Genomic DNA, 18,247 nt, shown 5'->3' with positions numbered 1-18,247 from the left:
GCACGGATAGCATCGAGATGTCTCTCGATCAGTCAGGAGAAGAACATGTTCGAACGGTTCACCGACAGGGCCCGAAGGGTGGTTGTCCTCGCGCAGGAGGAAGCTCGCCTGCTCAACCACAACTACATCGGGACCGAGCACATCCTCCTGGGTCTGATCCACGAAGGCGAAGGCGTCGCCGCGAAGGCCCTCGAATCGCTCGACATCTCGCTCGAAGCGGTCCGGGCCCAGGTCCAGGAGATCATCGGCCAGGGGCAGCAGGCCCCGACCGGCCACATCCCCTTCACGCCCCGCGCGAAGAAGGTCCTCGAGTACTCGCTCCGCGAGGCTCTCCAGCTCGGCCACAGCTACATCGGCACCGAGCACATCCTGCTCGGCCTGATCCGCGAGGGTGAGGGCGTCGCCGCCCAGGTCCTCGTCAAGCTCGGCGCGGAGCTCAACAAGGTCCGTCAGCAGGTCATCCAGCTGCTCTCCGGCTACCAGGGCGGGCAGAGCGGCGAGAAGGCCGGCGCCGGTGTCGGCCAGAGCCAGGCCGAGGGGACGCCCGCGGGCTCCCTCGTGCTCGACCAGTTCGGTCGCAACCTCACGCAGGCTGCCCGCGAGGGCAAGCTCGACCCGGTCATCGGACGTGAGAAGGAGATCGAGCGGGTCATGCAGGTGCTGAGCCGCCGCACCAAGAACAACCCCGTCCTCATCGGCGAGCCCGGCGTCGGCAAGACCGCCGTCGTCGAGGGTCTCGCCCAGGACATCGTCAAGGGCGAGGTGCCCGAGACGCTCAAGGACAAGCAGCTCTACACCCTCGACCTCGGCTCGCTCGTGGCCGGCAGCCGCTACCGCGGTGACTTCGAGGAGCGGCTCAAGAAGGTCCTCAAGGAGATCCGCACCCGCGGCGACATCATCATCTTCATCGACGAGATCCACACGCTCGTCGGTGCGGGTGCCGCCGAGGGCGCCATCGACGCCGCGTCGATCCTCAAGCCGATGCTCGCCCGTGGCGAGCTGCAGACGATCGGTGCGACGACGCTCGACGAGTACCGCAAGCACATCGAGAAGGACTCGGCCCTCGAGCGGCGCTTCCAGCCGATCCAGGTGCAGGAGCCGACGCTGCCGCACGCCATCGAGATCCTCAAGGGTCTGCGTGACCGCTACGAGGCCCACCACCGCGTGACGATCACCGACGGCGCGCTCGTCGCGGCCGCCAACATGGCCGACCGCTACGTCAACGACCGCTTCCTGCCCGACAAGGCCATCGACCTCATCGACGAGGCCGGCGCGCGACTGCGCATCCGCCGGATGACGGCTCCGCCGGACCTGCGTGAGTTCGACGAGAAGATCGCCGCGCTCGTGCGCGAGAAGGAGTCGGCCATCGACGGCCAGGACTTCGAGCGTGCGGCCCGCGTCCGCGACGACGAGAAGCGCCTGCGCCAGGAGAAGGCCGCCCGTGAGGCCCAGTGGAAGTCGGGCGACATGGACGTCGTGGCCGAGGTCGACGAGGAGCTCATCGCCGAGGTCCTGGCTGCGAGCACCGGCATCCCGGTGTTCAAGCTGACCGAGGAGGAGTCCAGCCGCCTGCTCCACATGGAGGACGAGCTGCACAAGCGCATCGTCGGCATGGACGACGCCGTCAAGGCGCTGTCCCAGGCGATCCGCCGCACCCGTGCAGGCCTCAAGGACCCGCGCCGCCCCGGTGGCTCGTTCATCTTCGCCGGCCCCACCGGTGTCGGTAAGACCGAGCTCGCCAAGACGCTCGCCGAGTTCCTCTTCGGCAGCGAGGACGCGCTGATCCAGCTCGACATGTCCGAGTACTCCGAGAAGCACACGGTGAGCCGTCTCTTCGGTTCGCCCCCCGGCTACGTCGGTTACGAGGAGGGCGGCCAGCTCACCGAGAAGGTGCGCCGCAAGCCGTTCTCCGTCGTGCTCTTCGACGAGGTCGAGAAGGCCCACCCGGAGATCTTCAACTCGCTGCTGCAGGTGCTCGAGGACGGCCGCCTCACCGACTCGCAGGGTCGGATGGTCGACTTCAAGAACACCGTCATCATCATGACGACCAACCTCGGCACGAGGGACATCTCCAAGGCCAACATGGGCTTCTCGGCCGGACCCGACAGCCGTTCGGACTACGAGCGGATGAAGGCGAAGGTCACCGACGAGCTCAAGCAGCACTTCCGGCCCGAGTTCCTCAACCGTGTCGACGACACCATCGTGTTCCCGCACCTCAACCGCGCAGAGATCACGCAGATCGTCGACCTCGAGATCGCCAAGCTCGACAAGCGGCTCAAGGACAAGGACATGGGCATCGAGCTCACGCCCGCGGCCAAGGACCTGCTCGCCAAGAAGGGCTACGACCCCGTGCTCGGTGCGCGCCCGCTGCGCCGCACCATCCAGCGCGAGATCGAGGACGCCCTGTCCGAGAAGATCCTCTTCGCCGAGTTCGGCTCCGGCCAGTACATCCGGATCGACACGGAGGGCGAGGGCAAGGAGGAGAAGTTCACCTTCTCCGACATGGCCCACCCGGACGCCGCACGCCGCCCGGCCGACGACCTCCCGGAGCTTCCCGAGGGCGCGGCCCTCGACGAGGCGCTCGGGGTCAACATCACGGCCGGACCGCCCGTGCCCGACGACCAGGTCTACCCCGACGCGGGGCTGACCGGCACGGAGCGCTGACCCCAGCGATCCACCAGCACGGCCGAAGGGGCCGGGGACATCACGTCCCCGGCCCCTTCGTCGTACACCCTCGTCCCCGGCGTCATACCGGGGTCGTATGCCGTCCACCCCGGGAGGCGACCACGGCCCGATGTGGGACCCGGCCCGCCGCGGCGAGGGTGGGTCCATGAGCTACTACGACCCAGCCCGTATGCCGGCCGGCGCGCCTGAGCGCCGCGCCTCCCCCGCCTCCCCCGCCGCGCCCGTCGCCCCGGTTGCCGCCGGCGCTCCCACGCGTCCGCCGCGTGCGGCGTCGGCCGACCCGGCGCGCGACCTCGTCGCCCGGGACCTCGTCATGACCTACGGCCGCTCCGGGGCGTCCGCCGGGCCTCCCGCCCTCGGCGGCGTCGACCTGACGATCCGCGGCGGCGAGAGCCTCGCCGTCATGGGCCCGTCGGGCTCGGGCAAGACGACGCTGCTGCACGTCCTCGCCGGCATCCTGCGACCCACCGGCGGCCAGGTGCTGTGGCGCGGCCGGGACATCGCGCGGATGTCGGACCGCGAGCGCACCGTGCTGCGTCGTGAGGACTTCGGCTTCGTCTTCCAGCAGGGCATGCTGCTGCCGGAGCTGCCGGCCATCGAGAACGTCGCCCTGCCGCTCATGCTCGGGGGCGTCAGGCGCTCGGAGGCGACGGCTCGGGCAGCCACGCTCTTCCCCCCGCTCGGCCTGTCGGGGCTGGAGAAGCGCCGTCCCGGTGAGCTCTCGGGCGGCCAGGCGCAGCGCGTCGCCATCGCCCGCGCGCTCGTGGCCCGCCCCGGTGTCGTCTTCGCCGACGAGCCGACCGGTGCGCTCGACCAGACGACGAGCGCCGAGGTGATGCACCACCTCACGCAGCTCGCGGCCCACACCGGCGCCTCGCTCGTCGTCGTGACCCACGACGAGAACGTCGCCCGGTGGTGCCACGGCATCGTCCGGGTCCGCGACGGCCGGATCGCGGCCGGCGCCGACGCCGTCGCCGACGTCGGCGCCGAAGCCGACGCCGCGGCCGACCAGCGCCACGCCGGCCCGGTGCAGGCACCCACGGCGGTGGTCCGGTGAGGTCCGCGACGGAGCTGTGGTGGCGCCTGCGTCGCGCGGGCGCCGCGGACAACCGGGTGCCCGGGATCCTCGCGGTCGTCTCGTTCGCCGTGGCGACGGCGGCGCTGCTCGTCTGCGTCGGCGGGCTGCGCGCGTTCGAGGCACGCAACCCGCTGCCGCCCGGAGGGCTCGAGGGTCGGCTGACCGAAGAAGCGGCGCTCGGCAACCTCTACGTGACGCTCGCCTGGATCGCGACGACCTGCATGGTCATCCCGATCCTCACCCTCGGCGGGGTCGCGGCGCGTCTCGCCATCGCGCGGCGCGACCAGCGTCTGGCCGCGCTGCGGCTCGCCGGGGCCACGTCGGGGCAGGTCACCCTCATGACCCTGGCCGAGGCGGCGGCCCAGGCCGTCGTCGGCGCGCTGACCGGTGTCGTCGTCTACCTCGCGGCGCTGCCCCTCGTGGCCCGGCTCAGCTTCCAGGGCCGCCCGTTCGAGCTGAGCGAGCTCGTGCTCCCGCTGTGGCAGACGCTCGCCGTGGTAAGCGCCGTCGTCGTCGTGGCGGTCGTGTCCGGGGCGTCGAGCCTCGCGCGGGTGGCGATCAGCCCGCTCGGTGTCGCGGCCCGCACGAGCCCGAAGCGCCTCAGCGTCCTGCGGGTGCTCGTCGCGCTGGCCGCCGGCGCCGCGTGGGTCCTCGTCATCACCCCGATGAAGGAGCCGCAGCGGATGACGATCGTGCTCGTGCTCGGCGCCATGATCCTCGCCGTCAACGCGGTCGGGCCCTGGGTCGTCATGGTCGCCGGCCGCGTCGCGGCCCGGCTGGCCCCGACCGCCGCGACGCTGCTGGCGGCTCGGCGCATCGCCGACGACCCGAAGAGCACGTGGCGAGCGGTGGGCGCCCTCGGCCTGGCCGTCGTCGTCGTGGGCTTCACGAGCCTCGCGCAGGTCGAGGACCCGACGACCCCGCTCGAGCGCTACCTCGCCGACGACCTCGGCACGGGCGCCCTCGTCACCCTCCTCATCATCACCATCGTGGGCGCGACGTCGACCGGTGTCGTCCAGGCCGCTCGGGTGCTCGACCAGCGGGAGCAGTACCGCTCCCTGGCCCTCGCGGGCACGAGCGAGCGGTCGCTGCACCGGGCCCGCGCGCTCGAGGTGGCCTTGCCGCTGACGATGACGATCGCCCTGGCTGCGGGCTTCGTCCTCGTGCTCATGCTGCCGTTCACGAGCGCCCTCGACAGCGGCCTCGTCGTGCGATTCGTCGTCACGTCGGCCGTCGCCGGCGCCGTCGTGCTCGCCTCGGTGCTCGCCTCGCGGTCCCTCGTCCGGACGGCGGCCCGGGTGTCGTCCTGACCCTGGACGCGGCCGTTGCAGGAAGGTGCAGAACCGAGCAGGAGCGAGACCGCATCGAACATGCTGCCGTCGTAGCGCTGCTCGGTCACCTCGGGCACGCGCGGCCGGCACCACGCCGGCCACTCACACAGATAGGGGAACTTTGTGAAGAAGATGCTCATCTCGCTGGCCTGCGCCGGCGTCGCCGCGGCCGGACTCGCGGTCGCCACTCCGACGAGCGCCTCCGCCGGCGACTGCGTCGTCGTCCAGGGCGGCAACTCCGTCACCGTCCACTGCTACCCGAGCGCCCCGGGCACCCAGTACCGCATCGTCGTGGCCTGCCCCGACGGACTGCGCTGGTCGCGCTGGGAGGACCAGGCGCCCTGGTACGTCGATAAGTCCATCACCATGCAGTGCACGAACATCCGCCTGCACGACATCCAGTACCGCTGACGCGGGCGGGCGACCTGCCCGGCCCGTGGACGACGAGCAGCCCCGACGCGCGAGCGTCGGGGCTGCTCTGCTGCGCCACCCGGACCACCTGCCGGGCGTCCGGTTGGCCGCACGACCGGTCCTCTAGGGTTGCAGCGTGATCCTCGGCAGCCCGCGCACCCGCTCCGCCACGGCCGCAGTGCTCGTGGTGGCGGCCCTCGGTGCCTGCACGTCCGAGGCACCGACGCCGTCCGGCTCGCCGTCGGGTTCAGCCACCTCCGGCAGTGCTGGATCGGTCTCCCCGACGGACGGGGTCCGGGTCACGGGGGCGCCGGCACCGCTCGCCGCGCTCGTCGGGACGGTGTATGCCGGAGGCGACCTCACGCAGACGTCCTCCCCCTCCGCCGCGGCTGCGCTCCAGGCGCGCACCAAGGCGGCGGGACCCGTCGACGCCACGGCGAAGGTCGGGTCGTGGATGGGCACGCCCGTCGCCGTCGTCACCGCAGGCGACGACGTGACGCTCGCCGTCGGGCCGACGTGGAAGGTCGTGGGTGGCTGGTGGCCGTCGCTCGGCGTCGCGAAACCGAGCCTCGGCGGTGGCCCGCGCTGGGTCCTCGCCATCGGGTCGGACGCCCGCAAGGGACAGCCCCTCGAGGGCACCCGCGCCGACGTGCTCCAGGTCATCGGCATCGACGGGTCGGGTGGCGGCGGCGTCATGGGCATGGCCCGCGACCTGTGGGTCCCGCTGTCGACCGGCGGCAAGGGCAAGATCAACTCCGCCATGGTGTTCGGCGGCCCCCGCGCCCAGGTGAGCACCGTCAGGTCCGTGACCGGGTTGCCCGTCGAGGGCTATGTCGTGCTCGGGTTCAGCGGTTTCAAGAAGATCGTCGACGACCAGGGCGGGATCCCCATCGTCATCCCCAAGACCGTCGTCGCCTCGCACGCCAAGAACCTCGTCATCAAGGCCGGCGCCCAGACCCTGTCCGGTGCCGAGGCCCTCGCCTACGCCCGGGAGCGCAAGACCCTGCCCGACGGTGACTTCGGCAGGTCACGCCACCAGGGCGAGGTCATCCTCGCCGCCGCGATCAAGGCCAAGCTCGCCGGGCCGATCGCCATCCCGTCGGCGCTGTCGAGCTTCAGCAAGGTCGGTCGGAGCAACCTCTCAGCCGAGCAGATCCTCACCTTCACCGCGGGCCTGCACCAGCTGAGCCCGCTCAAGGTCGGCCGGGGTGTCGCCCAGGGGGCGTTCGGCTGGGCGGGCCAGCAGTCGATCGTCGTCCTCGGCAGGCAGGCCCGTGGCCTCTTCGCCGAGTTCCGCGACGGGAACCTCTCGTGAGCGGCGGGACGCCCGTCATCCGGCGGGCGCGCACCTCCGACGTCCGCGCCATCCGGGCCCTCGTGGCGCCGCTGGCCGAGCGGCGGGTGCTCGTCAGCAAGGAGGCGGTGACCTACTTCGAGAGCCTCCAGGAGTTCCGCGTCGCCGACCTCGACGGACGCGTCGTCGGCTGCGGCGCCCTCCACGTCATGTGGGAGGACCTCGCCGAGATCCGCACCCTCGCCGTGGCGCCCGACCAGCTCGGGACCGGCCTCGGAGGGCGCCTGCTCGAGGCGCTCGTCGAGGACGCGCGCGAGATCGGCGTCGAGCGGCTCTTCTGCCTGACCTTCGAGACGGACTTCTTCGTCCGGCACGGCTTCGAGGTCATCGAGGGCCAGGCCGTCCCGATGGACGTCTACGCCGAGCTGCTGCGCTCCTACGACGAGGGCGTCGCCGAGTTCCTCGACCTCGAGCGCGTCAAGCCCAACACCCTCGGCAACACCCGGATGCTCCGCACCCTCTGACCCCGCCCCCTGAACCGTCGAAAGGCCACGAACCGGGTCCCGGTTCGTGGCCTTTCGACGGTCGGAGCGGCGCTCGAGCACCCTGCCGGGACGCGACCACCTCACTCGAGTGGCCACCCCGCCCCACCCGTCACACGAAGGACGTGGAACCTGAGGTCACGGGGCCACTCGACGAGCAGGGACCGCATACGGCCGGGTGACTCGTGAGGTCACGGGGCCACTCGACGGGGGGGACGGCATACGCCCTGGGGCGCGTGAGGTCACGGGGCCACTCGACGGCGGAGGGAGTGGGCGCGTCAGGCTCGGCCGGAGGCGGCGTAGATGCGCCGCACGACGTGCTCGATGTCGGGCTCCTCGATCGTCAGGTCGCGCACCTCGTGGCGCGACGAGACGTGGGCGAGCACGGCCGCGACCGTCGTCGCCTCGGCGTCGAAGGAGAGCCGCTGGCGCAGGCCCTCGGACTCGCTCTCGACGAGGGTCGCTCCCGGGACGCCGCTGAGGTCGGGCGTCGGCTGCGCGAGGTCGATGACGAGGATGCGCTGCGCGCCGACCGTGCCGGCGAGACCGATGAGCGTGCCGTCGAAGGCGAGCCGGCCGTGGTCGACGACGAGGACCCGGTCGCAGAGCCGCTCGATGTCGCCCATGTCGTGCGTCGTGAGGAGCAGCGTCGTGCCCTGCTCGCGACGCTCGGCGACGAGGAACTCCCGCAGCCGCTGCTTCGAGAGGACGTCGAGGCCGATCGTCGGCTCGTCGAGCACGAGCAGCTCCGGCGAGTGCAGCAGCGCCGCGGCGATCTCGGCGCGCATCCGCTGGCCGAGCGACAGCGACCGCACCGCCGTGCCGAGCTGCGGACCCATCTCGAGCTGCTCGACGAGCAGCTCGGTGCGCGCCCTCGTCGCCGCCTCGTCCATCCGGTGGATCGCCCCGAGGATCGCGAAGGAGTCGCGGAGCGGCAGGTCCCACCACAGCTGCGAGCGCTGGCCGAAGACGACGCCGACGCGGCGTGCGACCTCGACCCGCTGGCGCATCGGGTCTAGCCCGCACGTGCGCACGTGACCGGAGGTCGGCTTGAGGATGCCGGTCAGCATCTTGATCGTCGTCGACTTGCCGGCGCCGTTGGCCCCGATGTAGCCGACCGCCTCGCCGGGCTCGACCGAGAAGGTCATCCGGTCGACGGCCCGCGTCTTCTTGAAGTCGCGCACGAGGTCGCGCGTCTCGATGATGCTCATCCGCCTGCTCCTTGGTAGTGACGGGTGCCGAGTCGCCAGCACGTCGCGGCGATGCCCCAGGCCAGCAGCCCGGCCACGGGGGTGAGCCACGCGAGCCAGGTGGGTGCGAGGGGGTCCTTCAGGTCGAGGATCGCGACGGCCGGGATGTAGGCGACGAAGGCCGTCGGCACGACGAACGTCCAGAAGATCCGGAGCGGGTCGGGGAAGACCTGCTGGCTCTGCTGGGCGCTGTAGGACCCGCCATAGGTGAAGGCGTTGGTGAACTCCGCACCGTCGACGAGGAAGAACTGGAGGCCGCCCGCGGCCGTGAACAGGGCCGAGAAGATCGCGGTGCCGCTCACCACGGTCAGCACGATGAGCGCCACGGTCGCCGGTGACCACGCGATGTCGGCGGTCGTCAGGGCGACGCCGAGGGCGACCAGTGCCACGGACAGCCGACCGACCCTCCGCAGGGACAGGTCGCTCGTCATGAGCTGGGCGAGCAGCGGCAGCGGACGCACGTAGAACGCGTCGACCTGGCCGGCCCGGATGTAGCGCGGCAGCTGGTCGAGGTGACCGACGAACATGTCGGCGAGCGAGAACGCGAGGTTGGACAGGGCGAAGACGAGCAGCGCGGCCGTGAAGTCGAGACCGCCGAGCACGTCGACGTTGTGGAAGATCACCCACACCTCGGCGAACTCCGCGAGACCGACGCCGACCGTGCCGAGGATGTCGGTGACGAAGGATGCGCGGTACTGCATCTGGGCCCGGGCTCTGGACGCGAGCAGCACCCGGTAGGGGCGCAGCCGCTGGGCGAGGGTCACGTCAGCCACCCTGCACCTCCAGACGACGGCGGCCGGCGCGCAGCACGACCTGGCCGAGGACGAGCAGCGCAGCGGCCCAGAAGACCTGCACCCCGACGGCCGACGCGATGTCGGCACCGACGACGCGTCCGGCGAGGATGTCGATGGGGTTCTGCAGCATCGACGGGAAGGGCGACCAGTTGGCGATGGTCCGCAGCCAGTCCGGGAACCACGGCACGGGCAGGTAGAGACCGCAGAGCAGGCCGCCGGTGATCATCCACAGCAGCGTGATGCCCCGGATCTCGACGAGCCAGAACGCGAGCAGGTTGATGACGAAGTTCCCGGAGAAGGCGACGACCACGGCGAGGACGACCGACACGGCCCCCGCAGCCCAGCTGAGGGGCGAGGGCGGCCACGCCATGTCGAAGAGGAGGGCACCGAGCAGCAGCGCGGGGACCCCGCGGCCGACGAGGTTGATGCCTGCGCGCCCGAGATCGCCTGCGAGATAGGCAAGCTGCGGGTCGACCGGCCTCAGGAAGTCGACCGCGATGTCACCGGTGCGCACTCGGTCCTTGACCTCGGCGAAGCCCCAGAGGTTGACCGTGCCGAGCAGCGCCTGGCCCCACCAGACGAACGCGATGGTCGTCGGGGCGTCGTAGCCGCCGATGGCCGTGCCGGCCGACGCCAGCGCCGCTAGCAGGATCGAGGCGCGGATGAAGCCGAAGACGGAGTTCGTCGTCATCCCCGCGAGAAGGGCCAACCGGTACGTCGAGTGCCTCCTGAAGCCGGCTCGGACGAGCAGCCAGAAGGTCTTCACGACGCACGGACGAGGGCAGGCACAAGGGGTCACGCTACCGACGAGCCGGCCCACGATCAACGGGATGCGTGGCGACATGCCGGGCTCTCGTAGTCTGTCGCAGGTGGCTACCCTTCCCCGCGACCTCTCGCCCGAGGCCCTCGAGTTCATGTCGGTGCGTCACCTCGCGACGTTGACGACGCTCCGACCCGACGGCTCGCCCCACGTCGTGCCGGTCGGCTTCACGTGGGACCCGGCGACGTCGGTCGCGCGCGTCATCACGAGCCGCGGCAGCCGCAAGGCCCGCAACGCGCTCGCCGGGTGCGCGGCCGTGCTGTGCCAGGTCGACGGGCGCCACTGGCTCTCGCTCCAGGGCACCGCCCGCGTCCTCGACGACCCGGCCTCGGTCGCCGACGCCGAGCAGAGGTATGCCGCCCGCTACCGCGAGCCTCGCCCCAACCCCGAGCGCGTGGTGATCGCCATCGACGTGCGATCCGTCCTCGGCAACGTCTGACCCAAGCGCGCCCCGCCCCACACGAGCGAGCGCCCCACCCCAGTCCAGTGAGCGCCCCGTGCCGTTCGAGTGGCCGCTGGGTCACACACGTCACATCCGTGCCGGGGACACGGGGCCACTCGACGATGGGAAGGCATCGACGGGTGGGGCCCGTGGGACGGAGGGACCACTCGAGTGGGGTTGCGCGCTCACGCGAGTGGGGTTGCGCGCTCACTCGACGGGGACGGGGACGGTGGTCAGGCGGGGACGGTGGTCAGGCGGGGAGGCGGAACCGCTTGCGCGACAAGGGCTCCACGAGTCCGTCGGCGACGAGCGAGTCGAGGCACCGCATGACCTGGTCCCGGTCGTCTGCGGAGTCCTCGAGACGCGTGAGCGGCAGTGCCGCGTGGGCCTCGCGCAGCCGGCGGAGGAGCTCACCGCGGACCTGACGGTCGGTGCCGTGCCAGGACTGGCCCCGCCGTGGCGGTCCGTCGTAGGCGGGCCGACCGGCCAGGTTCCAGGCGCACAGGTCGGCGACCGGGCACTCGTCGCAGCGCGGACCCCGGGCGACGCAGACGAGGGCTCCGAGCTCCATGACGGCGACGTTCCACGTGTTCGCCGTCGCCTCGTCGGTCGGCATCGAGTCGGCGGCGAGCCGAGCCTCGGCCCGGTTGAGCGTGAGGTTCGGGGAGGCCTTGCCCTCGACGGTGCGGGCCAGCACGCGCCGGACGTTGGTGTCGACGACGACCTCGGGGATGCCGAAGGCGAAGCACGACACCGCCGCAGCCGTGTAGGCGCCGACCCCCGGCAGCGCCAGCAGCCCCCCGGGGGTGTCCGGCACCTCGCCGCCGTGACGCTCGACCATGACGCGTGCCGCCTCGTGCAGCCGCAGCGCCCGCCGGGGGTAGCCGAGCCGTCCCCAGGCGCGCACCGCGTCTCCCGGTGCAGCGGCCGCGAGGTCGGCCGGGGTCGGCCACCGCTCCATCCACTCGCGCCAGATCGGCTCGACCCGGGCCAGCGGGGTCTGCTGCGACATCACCTCGGAGAGGAAGACACCCCAGGGGCTGGCGTCGGGTGCCCGCCACGGCAGCTCCTTGCGCCCGGCCTCGGCGTACCAGGCGTTGACGCGCTCGTGGAGCAGCGACAGCGGGACCTCGGCAGACGGCATACGGCAGGAGACGGCGGCGGAGCCGGTCAGACGTAGCGCTCGAGGATGCTCGACTCGGCGAGCCGCGACAGGCCCTCGCGCACGGCGCGGGCGCGACCCTCGCCGACGCCCTCGACGAGCATGAGGTCCTCGATGCCGGCGGCGAGCAGGCGCTGGAGCGACTCGAAGTGCGACACGAGGCGGTCGACGATCGCGGTGGGCAGTCGCGGCACCTTGGTCAGGAGGCGGTAGCCCTGCGGAGACACGGGGGCATCGAGACTGTCGCCGACGACCGAGAAGCCGACGGCGCGGGCACCCGCGGCGAGGTCGAGCAGCTCGACGGAGTTGAGGGCCTGGAGGTTGGCGAGCGCGTCACCGAGGGTGAGCCCCGACTTCGTCGCCGGGAGGTAGTCCCGGATCACGAGCTCGCGGTCGTTGCCGAGGCCGCCGACGAGCTCCTCGAGCTGAAGGCTCAGGAGGCGGCCGTCGGTGCCGAGCTCGACGACGTAGTCCTGGATCTCGGCCGAGATGCGCCGCACCATCTCGAGGCGCTGAAGAACCGCCGTGACGTCGCGGATGGTGACGAGGTCCTCGATCTCGAGCGCGGACAGGGTGCCGGTGACCTCGTCGAGGCGGGCCTTGTAGCGCTCGAGGGTCTGCAGGGCCTGGTCGGCGCGCGAGAGGGTCGTGGGCGAGCCCTCGATGACGTGCCGGAGGTCGCCGACGTAGAGCGCGACGACGCCCATCGACTGGCTGACGGAGATGACCGGGAAGCCGGTCTGCTTGGCGACCCGCTCGGCCGTGCGGTGGCGGGTGCCGGACTCGGTGGTCTCGATGCGGGAGTCGGGCACGAGCTGGGTCGCGGCGCGCAGGATGCGGGTGCCCTCACGGTCGAGCACGACGGCGCCGTCCATCTTGCAGAGCTCGCGCACGCGCGTCGCCGAGAACTCCATGTCGAGCACGAAGCCGCCGGTGCAGATCGAGTCGACGACGCGGTCGAAGCCGAGCACGATGAGGGCTCCGGTGCGTCCACGGAGGATGCGTTCGAGGCTGTCGCGCAGCTCCGTTCCGGGTGCCACGGCGGCGAGGGCCGCACGCAGCAGCAGCTCGTCGTTCCGGTCCATCACTTCCCTGTTCGCAATGGGGGCGCCGAGCGCGTCCACCCCGGTCGATCGCAGTCTAGACGGTGCCGACGGCCGGGGCGCTCGTTGACCGTCCACCGGCGAGGCGTCCCATCGCCTCGATGGCCCGCGGGACGTCGGCGACCTCGACGGCGCGGATCCCGGCGGGCACGGAGGAGTCGGAGACGCTGCCCGCAGGCACGAGGGCATGGCGGAAACCGAGCCGGGCCGCCTCGGCGAGACGGCGGTCGAGACCGGTGACGCGTCGCACCTCGCCGGCCAGCCCGACCTCTCCGAAGGCGACGACGTCGCTGGCGAGCGGCTTGTCGATGACGGACGACGCGACGGCGCAGACGATGGCGAGGTCGGCGGCGGGCTCGGTGATGCGCACCCCTCCGACGGTGGCCGCGAAGATGTCGCGTGACCCGACCGGCGCCCCGGCCCGCTTGTCGAGGACGGCGATGATCATCGCGAGCCGCGAGGCGTCGAGACCGCTCGACGTGCGTCGCGGCGACGGCAGCGTGGACGGTGCGACAAGCGCCTGCACCTCGGCGACGAGCGGCCGTCGGCCCTCGAGCGTCACGGTGACGCAGGTGCCCGCCACCGCGTGGTCGCGCGTCGACAGGAAGAGCCCGCTCGGGTCGGCCAGCCCGGTGATGCCGACGTCGGACAGGTCGAAGCAGCCGACCTCGTCGGTGGGGCCGAAGCGGTTCTTGACGGCGCGCACGAGACGCAAGCGCGAGTGCCGGTCGCCCTCGAACTGGATGACGACGTCGACGAGGTGCTCGAGGACGCGGGGCCCGGCGATCGAGCCGTCCTTGGTCACGTGGCCGACGAGGAGCACGGCGATGCCGCGCGCCTTGGCCGCCGCGATGAGGGCGCCGGCCACCTCGCGGACCTGCGAGACGTTGCCGGCCTGGCCCTCGACGTCGGCACTCGCGATGGTCTGGACCGAGTCGACGACGAGCAGACCGGGCGAGCGCGCCTCGACGTGGCCGAGCACGGTCGCGAGGTCGGTCTCGGCGGCGAGGTAGAGCGTGTCGGCCATCGCCGAGATGCGCTCGGCGCGGGTGCGCACCTGCGCGGCCGACTCCTCGCCGCTGATGTAGAGGACCTCGGACCCCGACCGGGCCGCGCGGGCGGCGACGTCGAGCAGCAGGGTCGACTTGCCGACGCCGGGCTCACCCGCGACGAGGACGACGCCACCGGGCACGAGACCGCCGCCGAGGACGCGGTCGAACTCCGCCACGCCGGTCGGTCGGGCGGCCGCACGAGTCACGTCGACGTCGGCGATGCGCAGCGCGGGGGTGACGACGGAGGCCGCGGTGGTGCGGGCAGCCGTGGGCGCGCCCGTCTCGGCCACCGTGCCCCACGCCTGGCACTCGCCGCAGCGTCCGACCCACTTCGCGGTGGTCCACCCGCACTCACCGCAGCGGAAGCCGGGCGTGCGCCGGGTCGTCGTCCTCGTAGCCATGGCACGACCGTACGGCCGGGGTGCGACAGCACTCGTGAGGGGTGGCCGTGGCGCCGTGAGAAAATGTCGGCATGGAATCGGTCATGCCCTATGTGCTCGCCATCGTCCCGACGATCGGCGTGGGCGCGCTCTTCTACTTCGTCATCAAGAGCATCCTCGAGGGAGACCGTCGCGAGCGCCTCGCCCAGGCGCGGTGGGAGGCCGAGCACGACCGCCGCGAGGCTGCCGCGACGGACACGTCGCATGCGGCGGCGCCGAGCGCCGACGCCGCTCCGACGAAAGAGCGCTGAGCGCCTGCAGGCCGAGCGTCGACAAAGGGCCCGCCAGGGCAAATACTTGGCATTTTCCGTCATTCCCGGACGCGAGGGCACATCGCTTTCAGGACTCGAGCGGAGCCATTGTTTTGGATGGAAATGCATGTGCGGCGTCTTCGCGCTAAATTGATCCTGCCCGCGAGTCGCGTATTCGCGGAATCCCCTCCGAATATCTAACAAACTTCAGATGGAGAAACATGGCTCAGCGTGTCGAAGTGGTGTTGATCGATGACGTCGACGGTGGAAAGGCTGCCGAGACGGTGACCTTCGCCCTCGATGGCGTCACCTACGAGATCGACCTGTCCGACAAGAACGCCCGCAAGCTTCGCGACGACCTCGCGACGTGGACCGGTCACGCACGTCGGGCGGGTTCGGCCAAGGCCGCCTCGCGTCGTCGTGCGGGTGCCGGCTCGGCCAAGCGGGGCGACCTCGGCGCGGTCCGCGAGTGGGCCCGCGCCAACGGCCACACCGTCTCGGACCGGGGCCGTATCTCGGCCGACGTCCAGGCGGCCTACGACAAGGCCCACTGACCGCGGTCAGTGGCGCAGCCAGAGGGCCCGGCACTCCACGTGCCGGGCCCTCTCGCGCGCCATGGGGACGTATGCCGTCGCGTCCTCGTGCGGCGACACCGCCCCACCCCTCGCCTCAGCGCCGCACCGCAGCTCCCTCACCGCAACGCTCAGCCGGTGATCTCCGCGGCCAGGTCACCGTCGCGCGCCACCCGGTCGAGCACCTCGTCGGCCGTCAGCTGCACGAGCTCGCCTCCCTCGGCACCCGACTCGATCTCGTCCCACGAGCGCGGTGCCGCGACCGTCGGACGGTCGCGCCCGCGCAGCGAGTAGGGGCAGACCGTCGTCTTGGCGGCGACGTTCTGGCTCCAGTCGAGGAAGATCTTGCCCGGCCGCAGCTCCTTGGCCATCTTCCACACGATGAGGTCCGGGTGGGCCTTGGTCAGCTCCTGCGCGAGCTGCTGGACGGTGTCGCGGATCTCGTCGCTCGTGTGCGCGCCGGGCAGGACGGCATACAGCTGGAGTCCCTTGCTGCCACTGGTCACCGGGACCGTGTCGAGCCCGATGCGGCCGAGGCGTTCGCGCACGACGAGCGCGACGCGGGCGCACTCGGGCAGCCCGGTGCCGGGACCGGGGTCGAGGTCGATGACGAGCCGGTCGGGATTCAGCGGCACGGCGTCGCGCCCCTCCCCCTCGTAGCGCCACTGGTGCACGTGCAGCTCGAGCGAGTTGAGGTTGGCGAAGAAGGTCAGCCCGGCGAGGTCGTCGATGAGCGGGAAGACGGGGTCGCGTCCCGCCCGCCGGATCCACGACGGCGTGCCCGCGGGGATGTTCTTCTCGAAGAACTGCATGTCACCGACACCGTGGGGGAAGCGAATCCGCGTCACGGCGCGATCGCGCAGGTGCGGGAGGATCACGGGCGCGATGCGCGCGTAGTAGTCGATGACCTGGGCCTTGGTCGTGCCGGCCTTCGGGTACATCACCTTCTCGAGGCTCGACAGCTTCATCCGGCGGCCGTCGACCTCGACCGTGACCTTGGTCGGTTGGTAGGCCATCACTCACCGTCCCCGTGGCCGTCGACGTCACCGGGCGTGAGGTCGCTGCGCAGGCCCTTGTATGCCGGCTGGCGCAGTCTGCCCTGACCGCTGAGTCCCAGCGACTGCACGTCGGCGACGAGGACCGGGTGCACCCACGTCGCGCCGTTCGCGTCCTCGGCGGGAACCTCTGTGGCAAAAGGCGACTCGGCTGACGTGAGGGTCTGCAGGTCTCGCATCAGGGCCTGCCCGGTCTTGCCGGCGAGGCCGGAGCCGACGCGCCCCAGGTAGCGCAGGCCGCCCGGCCCGGGGACGCCGACGAGGACAGCACCGAGGCGGCTGGAGACGGTGCCCGAGGCCTCCGGCCGCCACCCGCCGATGACGACGGAGACGGTCCCGCGGTGGGGCGACTTGAGCCAGTAGGGCGAACGGAGCCCGGGGACGTAGACGGAGTCGACGCGCTTGGAGACGATGCCCTCGAGGCCCTGCTCCTTCGTGGCGGCGTGGAGCGTCACCCCGTCGGCGAACGTCGGCGGCGTCTGCCAGCGCGCGGCCGAGAGCTCGAGGCGCTCGAGCGTGGCGCGCCGGTCGGTCCACGTGCGCGGCATGAGGTCGACGCCGTAGAGCCGCAGCAGGTCGAAGGTCATCAACGTGACGGGGGCCGCCTCGGCGAGCATCGCCGCGCGGCGGCCGTCGGTGACGTGGAAGCGCTCGGCCATCGCGGCGAACGACGGCACGCCGTCGCGCATCGAGACGATCTCGCCGTCGAGGAGCATGTCGGCGTACTCGTCGGCGAGCCCGCGCAGCTCAGGAAAGGCCACGGTGACGTCGCGTTCCGTGCGGGAGAAGAGGCGCATCTCGCCGTCCACGACGTCGGCCAGGACCCGCATGCCGTCCCACTTCACCTCGTGCTGCCAGCGGTCGCCGACCGGAATGGTCGTCGTGGGCGTCGCGAGCATGGGGCGCATGGGTGCATTCTTGTTCTCATGCGAGCCATCTGGAAAGGCGCCGTGTCGTTCGGCCTGGTCAATGTGCCGGTCCGACTCTTTTCGGCGACGGAGAACCACGACGTGCAGTTCCGGCAGGTCCACGAGAAGGACGGCGGCCGCATCAAGTACCAACGCGTCTGCTCGATCGACGGCGAGGAGGTGCCCTACTCCGACATCGCCAAGGGCTACGAGGCCGCCGACGGACAGATGGTCGTGCTCACCGACGAGGACCTCAAGAGCCTCCCGACGAGGTCGACGAAGGAGATCTCGATCGAGAAGTTCGTGCCGTCGGAGCAGATCGACCCGCTGCTCTTCGACAAGAGCTACTACCTCGAGCCCGACAAGACCGGCCTCAAGCCCTACGTGCTGCTCCGCGACGCGCTCGAGAAGGCCGACCGGATGGCGCTCGTCACCGTCTCGGTGCGCACCCGGATGACCCTCGCGGTGCTCCGCGTGCGCGACGGCGTCATCGTGCTCCAGACCCTGCTGTGGGCCGACGAGGTCCGGGCTCCCGAGTTCGAGTCGCTCTCGGAGGAGACGCACGCGACGGCCAAGGAGCTCGCCATGGCGTCCTCGCTCGTCGACTCGCTCTCGGGCGACTACGAGCCCGACGAGTTCGAGGACGACTACGCCGAGGCCGTGACGCAGCTCGTCGCGACGAAGATCGAGGGCGGCGACATCACCGAGACGCCCGAGGCCAAGGGCGAGGAGACCGAGGTCGTCGACCTGCTCGCGGCCCTGCAGCGCAGCGTCGACAAGGCCAAGGCCGCCAAGACCGGCGGCGCGGGCGCCTCCGACGCCGGCTCCGACGCCGACGCCGAGAAGCCCGCGAAGAAGACCGCTGCGAAGACCACGACGCAGAAGAGCGCGGCCAAGAAGACCACGGCCAAGAAGACGACCGCGAAGAATGCCGCAGCCAAGAGCACGACGAAGAAGGCAGCCACCAAGAAGGCCAGCTGACCCGCCGGCCCCGCACCGTCGTCGCCCCGGCCCCGCCCTGCGCGGATGGTCGGGGCGACGTTCGTCACGCCGGACG

18 protein-coding genes are annotated in these 18,247 nt (G+C 71.5%); 10 read left to right on the top strand and 8 right to left on the bottom strand.

Annotated features, from left to right (window positions below; translation table 11 throughout):
• Window positions 1-45: 45 nt before the first annotated feature.
• From ACSSS0_RS15185 to ACSSS0_RS15160, 6 genes are all read left to right on the top strand, one after another.
• Window positions 46-2,664: an ATP-dependent Clp protease ATP-binding subunit gene (locus tag ACSSS0_RS15185; protein WP_435987106.1), complete on the top strand. Its 2,619-nt coding sequence runs from the start codon at window positions 46-48 to the stop codon at window positions 2,662-2,664.
• Between the two features lie 166 nt (window positions 2,665-2,830).
• A complete protein-coding gene (locus ACSSS0_RS15180; protein ID WP_487228650.1) occupies window positions 2,831-3,742 on the top strand; it encodes an ABC transporter ATP-binding protein in 912 nt (303 codons plus the stop codon).
• A complete protein-coding gene (locus ACSSS0_RS15175; RefSeq protein ID WP_487228649.1) occupies window positions 3,739-5,073 on the top strand; it encodes an FtsX-like permease family protein in 1,335 nt (444 codons plus the stop codon). The genes ACSSS0_RS15180 and ACSSS0_RS15175 overlap by 4 nt, the downstream gene beginning before the upstream one ends.
• A gap of 144 nt (window positions 5,074-5,217) precedes the next feature.
• A complete protein-coding gene (locus ACSSS0_RS15170) occupies window positions 5,218-5,505 on the top strand; it encodes a hypothetical protein (RefSeq protein WP_435987109.1) in 288 nt (95 codons plus the stop codon).
• Between the two features lie 136 nt (window positions 5,506-5,641).
• The gene (locus ACSSS0_RS15165; protein ID WP_487228648.1) at window positions 5,642-6,820 is read left to right on the top strand and encodes an LCP family protein; all 1,179 of its coding nucleotides are present in this window, start codon (window positions 5,642-5,644) and stop codon (window positions 6,818-6,820) included.
• Entirely contained in the window at window positions 6,817-7,323 is a 507-nt protein-coding gene (locus tag ACSSS0_RS15160; protein ID WP_435987111.1) for an amino-acid N-acetyltransferase, read from the top strand. The genes ACSSS0_RS15165 and ACSSS0_RS15160 overlap by 4 nt, the downstream gene beginning before the upstream one ends.
• A 296-nt stretch (window positions 7,324-7,619) precedes the next feature.
• On the opposite strand, the gene ACSSS0_RS15155 is transcribed toward ACSSS0_RS15160, so the two are convergent.
• The 3 genes from ACSSS0_RS15155 to ACSSS0_RS15145 are packed head-to-tail and all read right to left on the bottom strand — an operon-like array spanning window position 7,620 to window position 10,076.
• A complete protein-coding gene (locus ACSSS0_RS15155) occupies window positions 7,620-8,552 on the bottom strand; it encodes an ABC transporter ATP-binding protein (protein ID WP_487228647.1) in 933 nt (310 codons plus the stop codon).
• Window positions 8,549-9,364 (bottom strand): ABC transporter permease, encoded by an 816-nt coding sequence (locus ACSSS0_RS15150; protein WP_435987113.1) that lies wholly within the window; start codon window positions 9,362-9,364, stop codon window positions 8,549-8,551. The genes ACSSS0_RS15155 and ACSSS0_RS15150 overlap by 4 nt, the downstream gene beginning before the upstream one ends.
• The gene (locus tag ACSSS0_RS15145; RefSeq protein ID WP_487228646.1) at window positions 9,357-10,076 is read right to left on the bottom strand and encodes an ABC transporter permease; all 720 of its coding nucleotides are present in this window, start codon (window positions 10,074-10,076) and stop codon (window positions 9,357-9,359) included. The genes ACSSS0_RS15150 and ACSSS0_RS15145 overlap by 8 nt, the downstream gene beginning before the upstream one ends.
• A 178-nt stretch (window positions 10,077-10,254) precedes the next feature.
• Here ACSSS0_RS15145 and ACSSS0_RS15140 point away from each other — a divergent pair, with 178 nt between their 5' ends.
• Window positions 10,255-10,644 carry a pyridoxamine 5'-phosphate oxidase family protein gene (locus ACSSS0_RS15140; RefSeq protein ID WP_487228645.1) on the top strand — a complete coding sequence of 130 codons (390 nt, stop codon included), beginning with the start codon at window positions 10,255-10,257 and terminating at the stop codon, window positions 10,642-10,644.
• Between the two features lie 253 nt (window positions 10,645-10,897).
• Here ACSSS0_RS15140 and ACSSS0_RS15135 read toward each other — a convergent pair whose 3' ends face one another.
• The 3 genes from ACSSS0_RS15135 to radA are packed head-to-tail and all read right to left on the bottom strand — an operon-like array spanning window position 10,898 to window position 14,365.
• Window positions 10,898-11,791: an HhH-GPD family protein gene (locus ACSSS0_RS15135; protein WP_487228644.1), complete on the bottom strand. Its 894-nt coding sequence runs from the start codon at window positions 11,789-11,791 to the stop codon at window positions 10,898-10,900.
• 26 nt (window positions 11,792-11,817) lie between these two features.
• Window positions 11,818-12,894 carry a DNA integrity scanning diadenylate cyclase DisA gene (gene disA / locus ACSSS0_RS15130; protein WP_256793399.1) on the bottom strand — a complete coding sequence of 359 codons (1,077 nt, stop codon included), beginning with the start codon at window positions 12,892-12,894 and terminating at the stop codon, window positions 11,818-11,820.
• Between the two features lie 55 nt (window positions 12,895-12,949).
• Window positions 12,950-14,365 carry a DNA repair protein RadA gene (gene radA / locus ACSSS0_RS15125; protein WP_487228643.1) on the bottom strand — a complete coding sequence of 472 codons (1,416 nt, stop codon included), beginning with the start codon at window positions 14,363-14,365 and terminating at the stop codon, window positions 12,950-12,952.
• Window positions 14,366-14,448: 83 nt separating this feature from the next.
• Between radA and ACSSS0_RS15120 the strand changes: the two genes are divergently transcribed.
• Window positions 14,449-14,655, top strand: coding sequence for a hypothetical protein (locus ACSSS0_RS15120; protein WP_487228642.1), 207 nt, complete (start codon window positions 14,449-14,451; stop codon window positions 14,653-14,655).
• A gap of 221 nt (window positions 14,656-14,876) precedes the next feature.
• Window positions 14,877-15,209: a histone-like nucleoid-structuring protein Lsr2 gene (locus tag ACSSS0_RS15115; protein ID WP_487228641.1), complete on the top strand. Its 333-nt coding sequence runs from the start codon at window positions 14,877-14,879 to the stop codon at window positions 15,207-15,209.
• A gap of 149 nt (window positions 15,210-15,358) precedes the next feature.
• On the opposite strand, the gene ligD (ACSSS0_RS15110) is transcribed toward ACSSS0_RS15115, so the two are convergent.
• Both ligD (ACSSS0_RS15110) and ligD (ACSSS0_RS15105) read right to left on the bottom strand, forming a co-directional pair.
• Window positions 15,359-16,243 carry a non-homologous end-joining DNA ligase gene (gene ligD, locus ACSSS0_RS15110; protein WP_487228640.1) on the bottom strand — a complete coding sequence of 295 codons (885 nt, stop codon included), beginning with the start codon at window positions 16,241-16,243 and terminating at the stop codon, window positions 15,359-15,361.
• Window positions 16,243-17,190, bottom strand: a complete 948-nt coding sequence (gene ligD / locus ACSSS0_RS15105) for a non-homologous end-joining DNA ligase (protein ID WP_487228639.1) — start codon at window positions 17,188-17,190, stop codon at window positions 16,243-16,245. Before ligD (ACSSS0_RS15105) ends, ligD (ACSSS0_RS15110) begins: the two co-directional genes overlap by 1 nt.
• An 18-nt stretch (window positions 17,191-17,208) precedes the next feature.
• On the opposite strand from ligD (ACSSS0_RS15105), the gene ku reads away from it, so the two are divergent.
• Window positions 17,209-18,171 (top strand): non-homologous end joining protein Ku, encoded by a 963-nt coding sequence (ku, locus tag ACSSS0_RS15100; RefSeq protein ID WP_487228638.1) that lies wholly within the window; start codon window positions 17,209-17,211, stop codon window positions 18,169-18,171.
• Window positions 18,172-18,247 lie beyond the last annotated feature (76 nt).

Source organism: Terrabacter sp. R4-6 (assembly GCF_057529065.1).
This window is presented reverse-complemented; position numbering and strand designations above follow the sequence as displayed.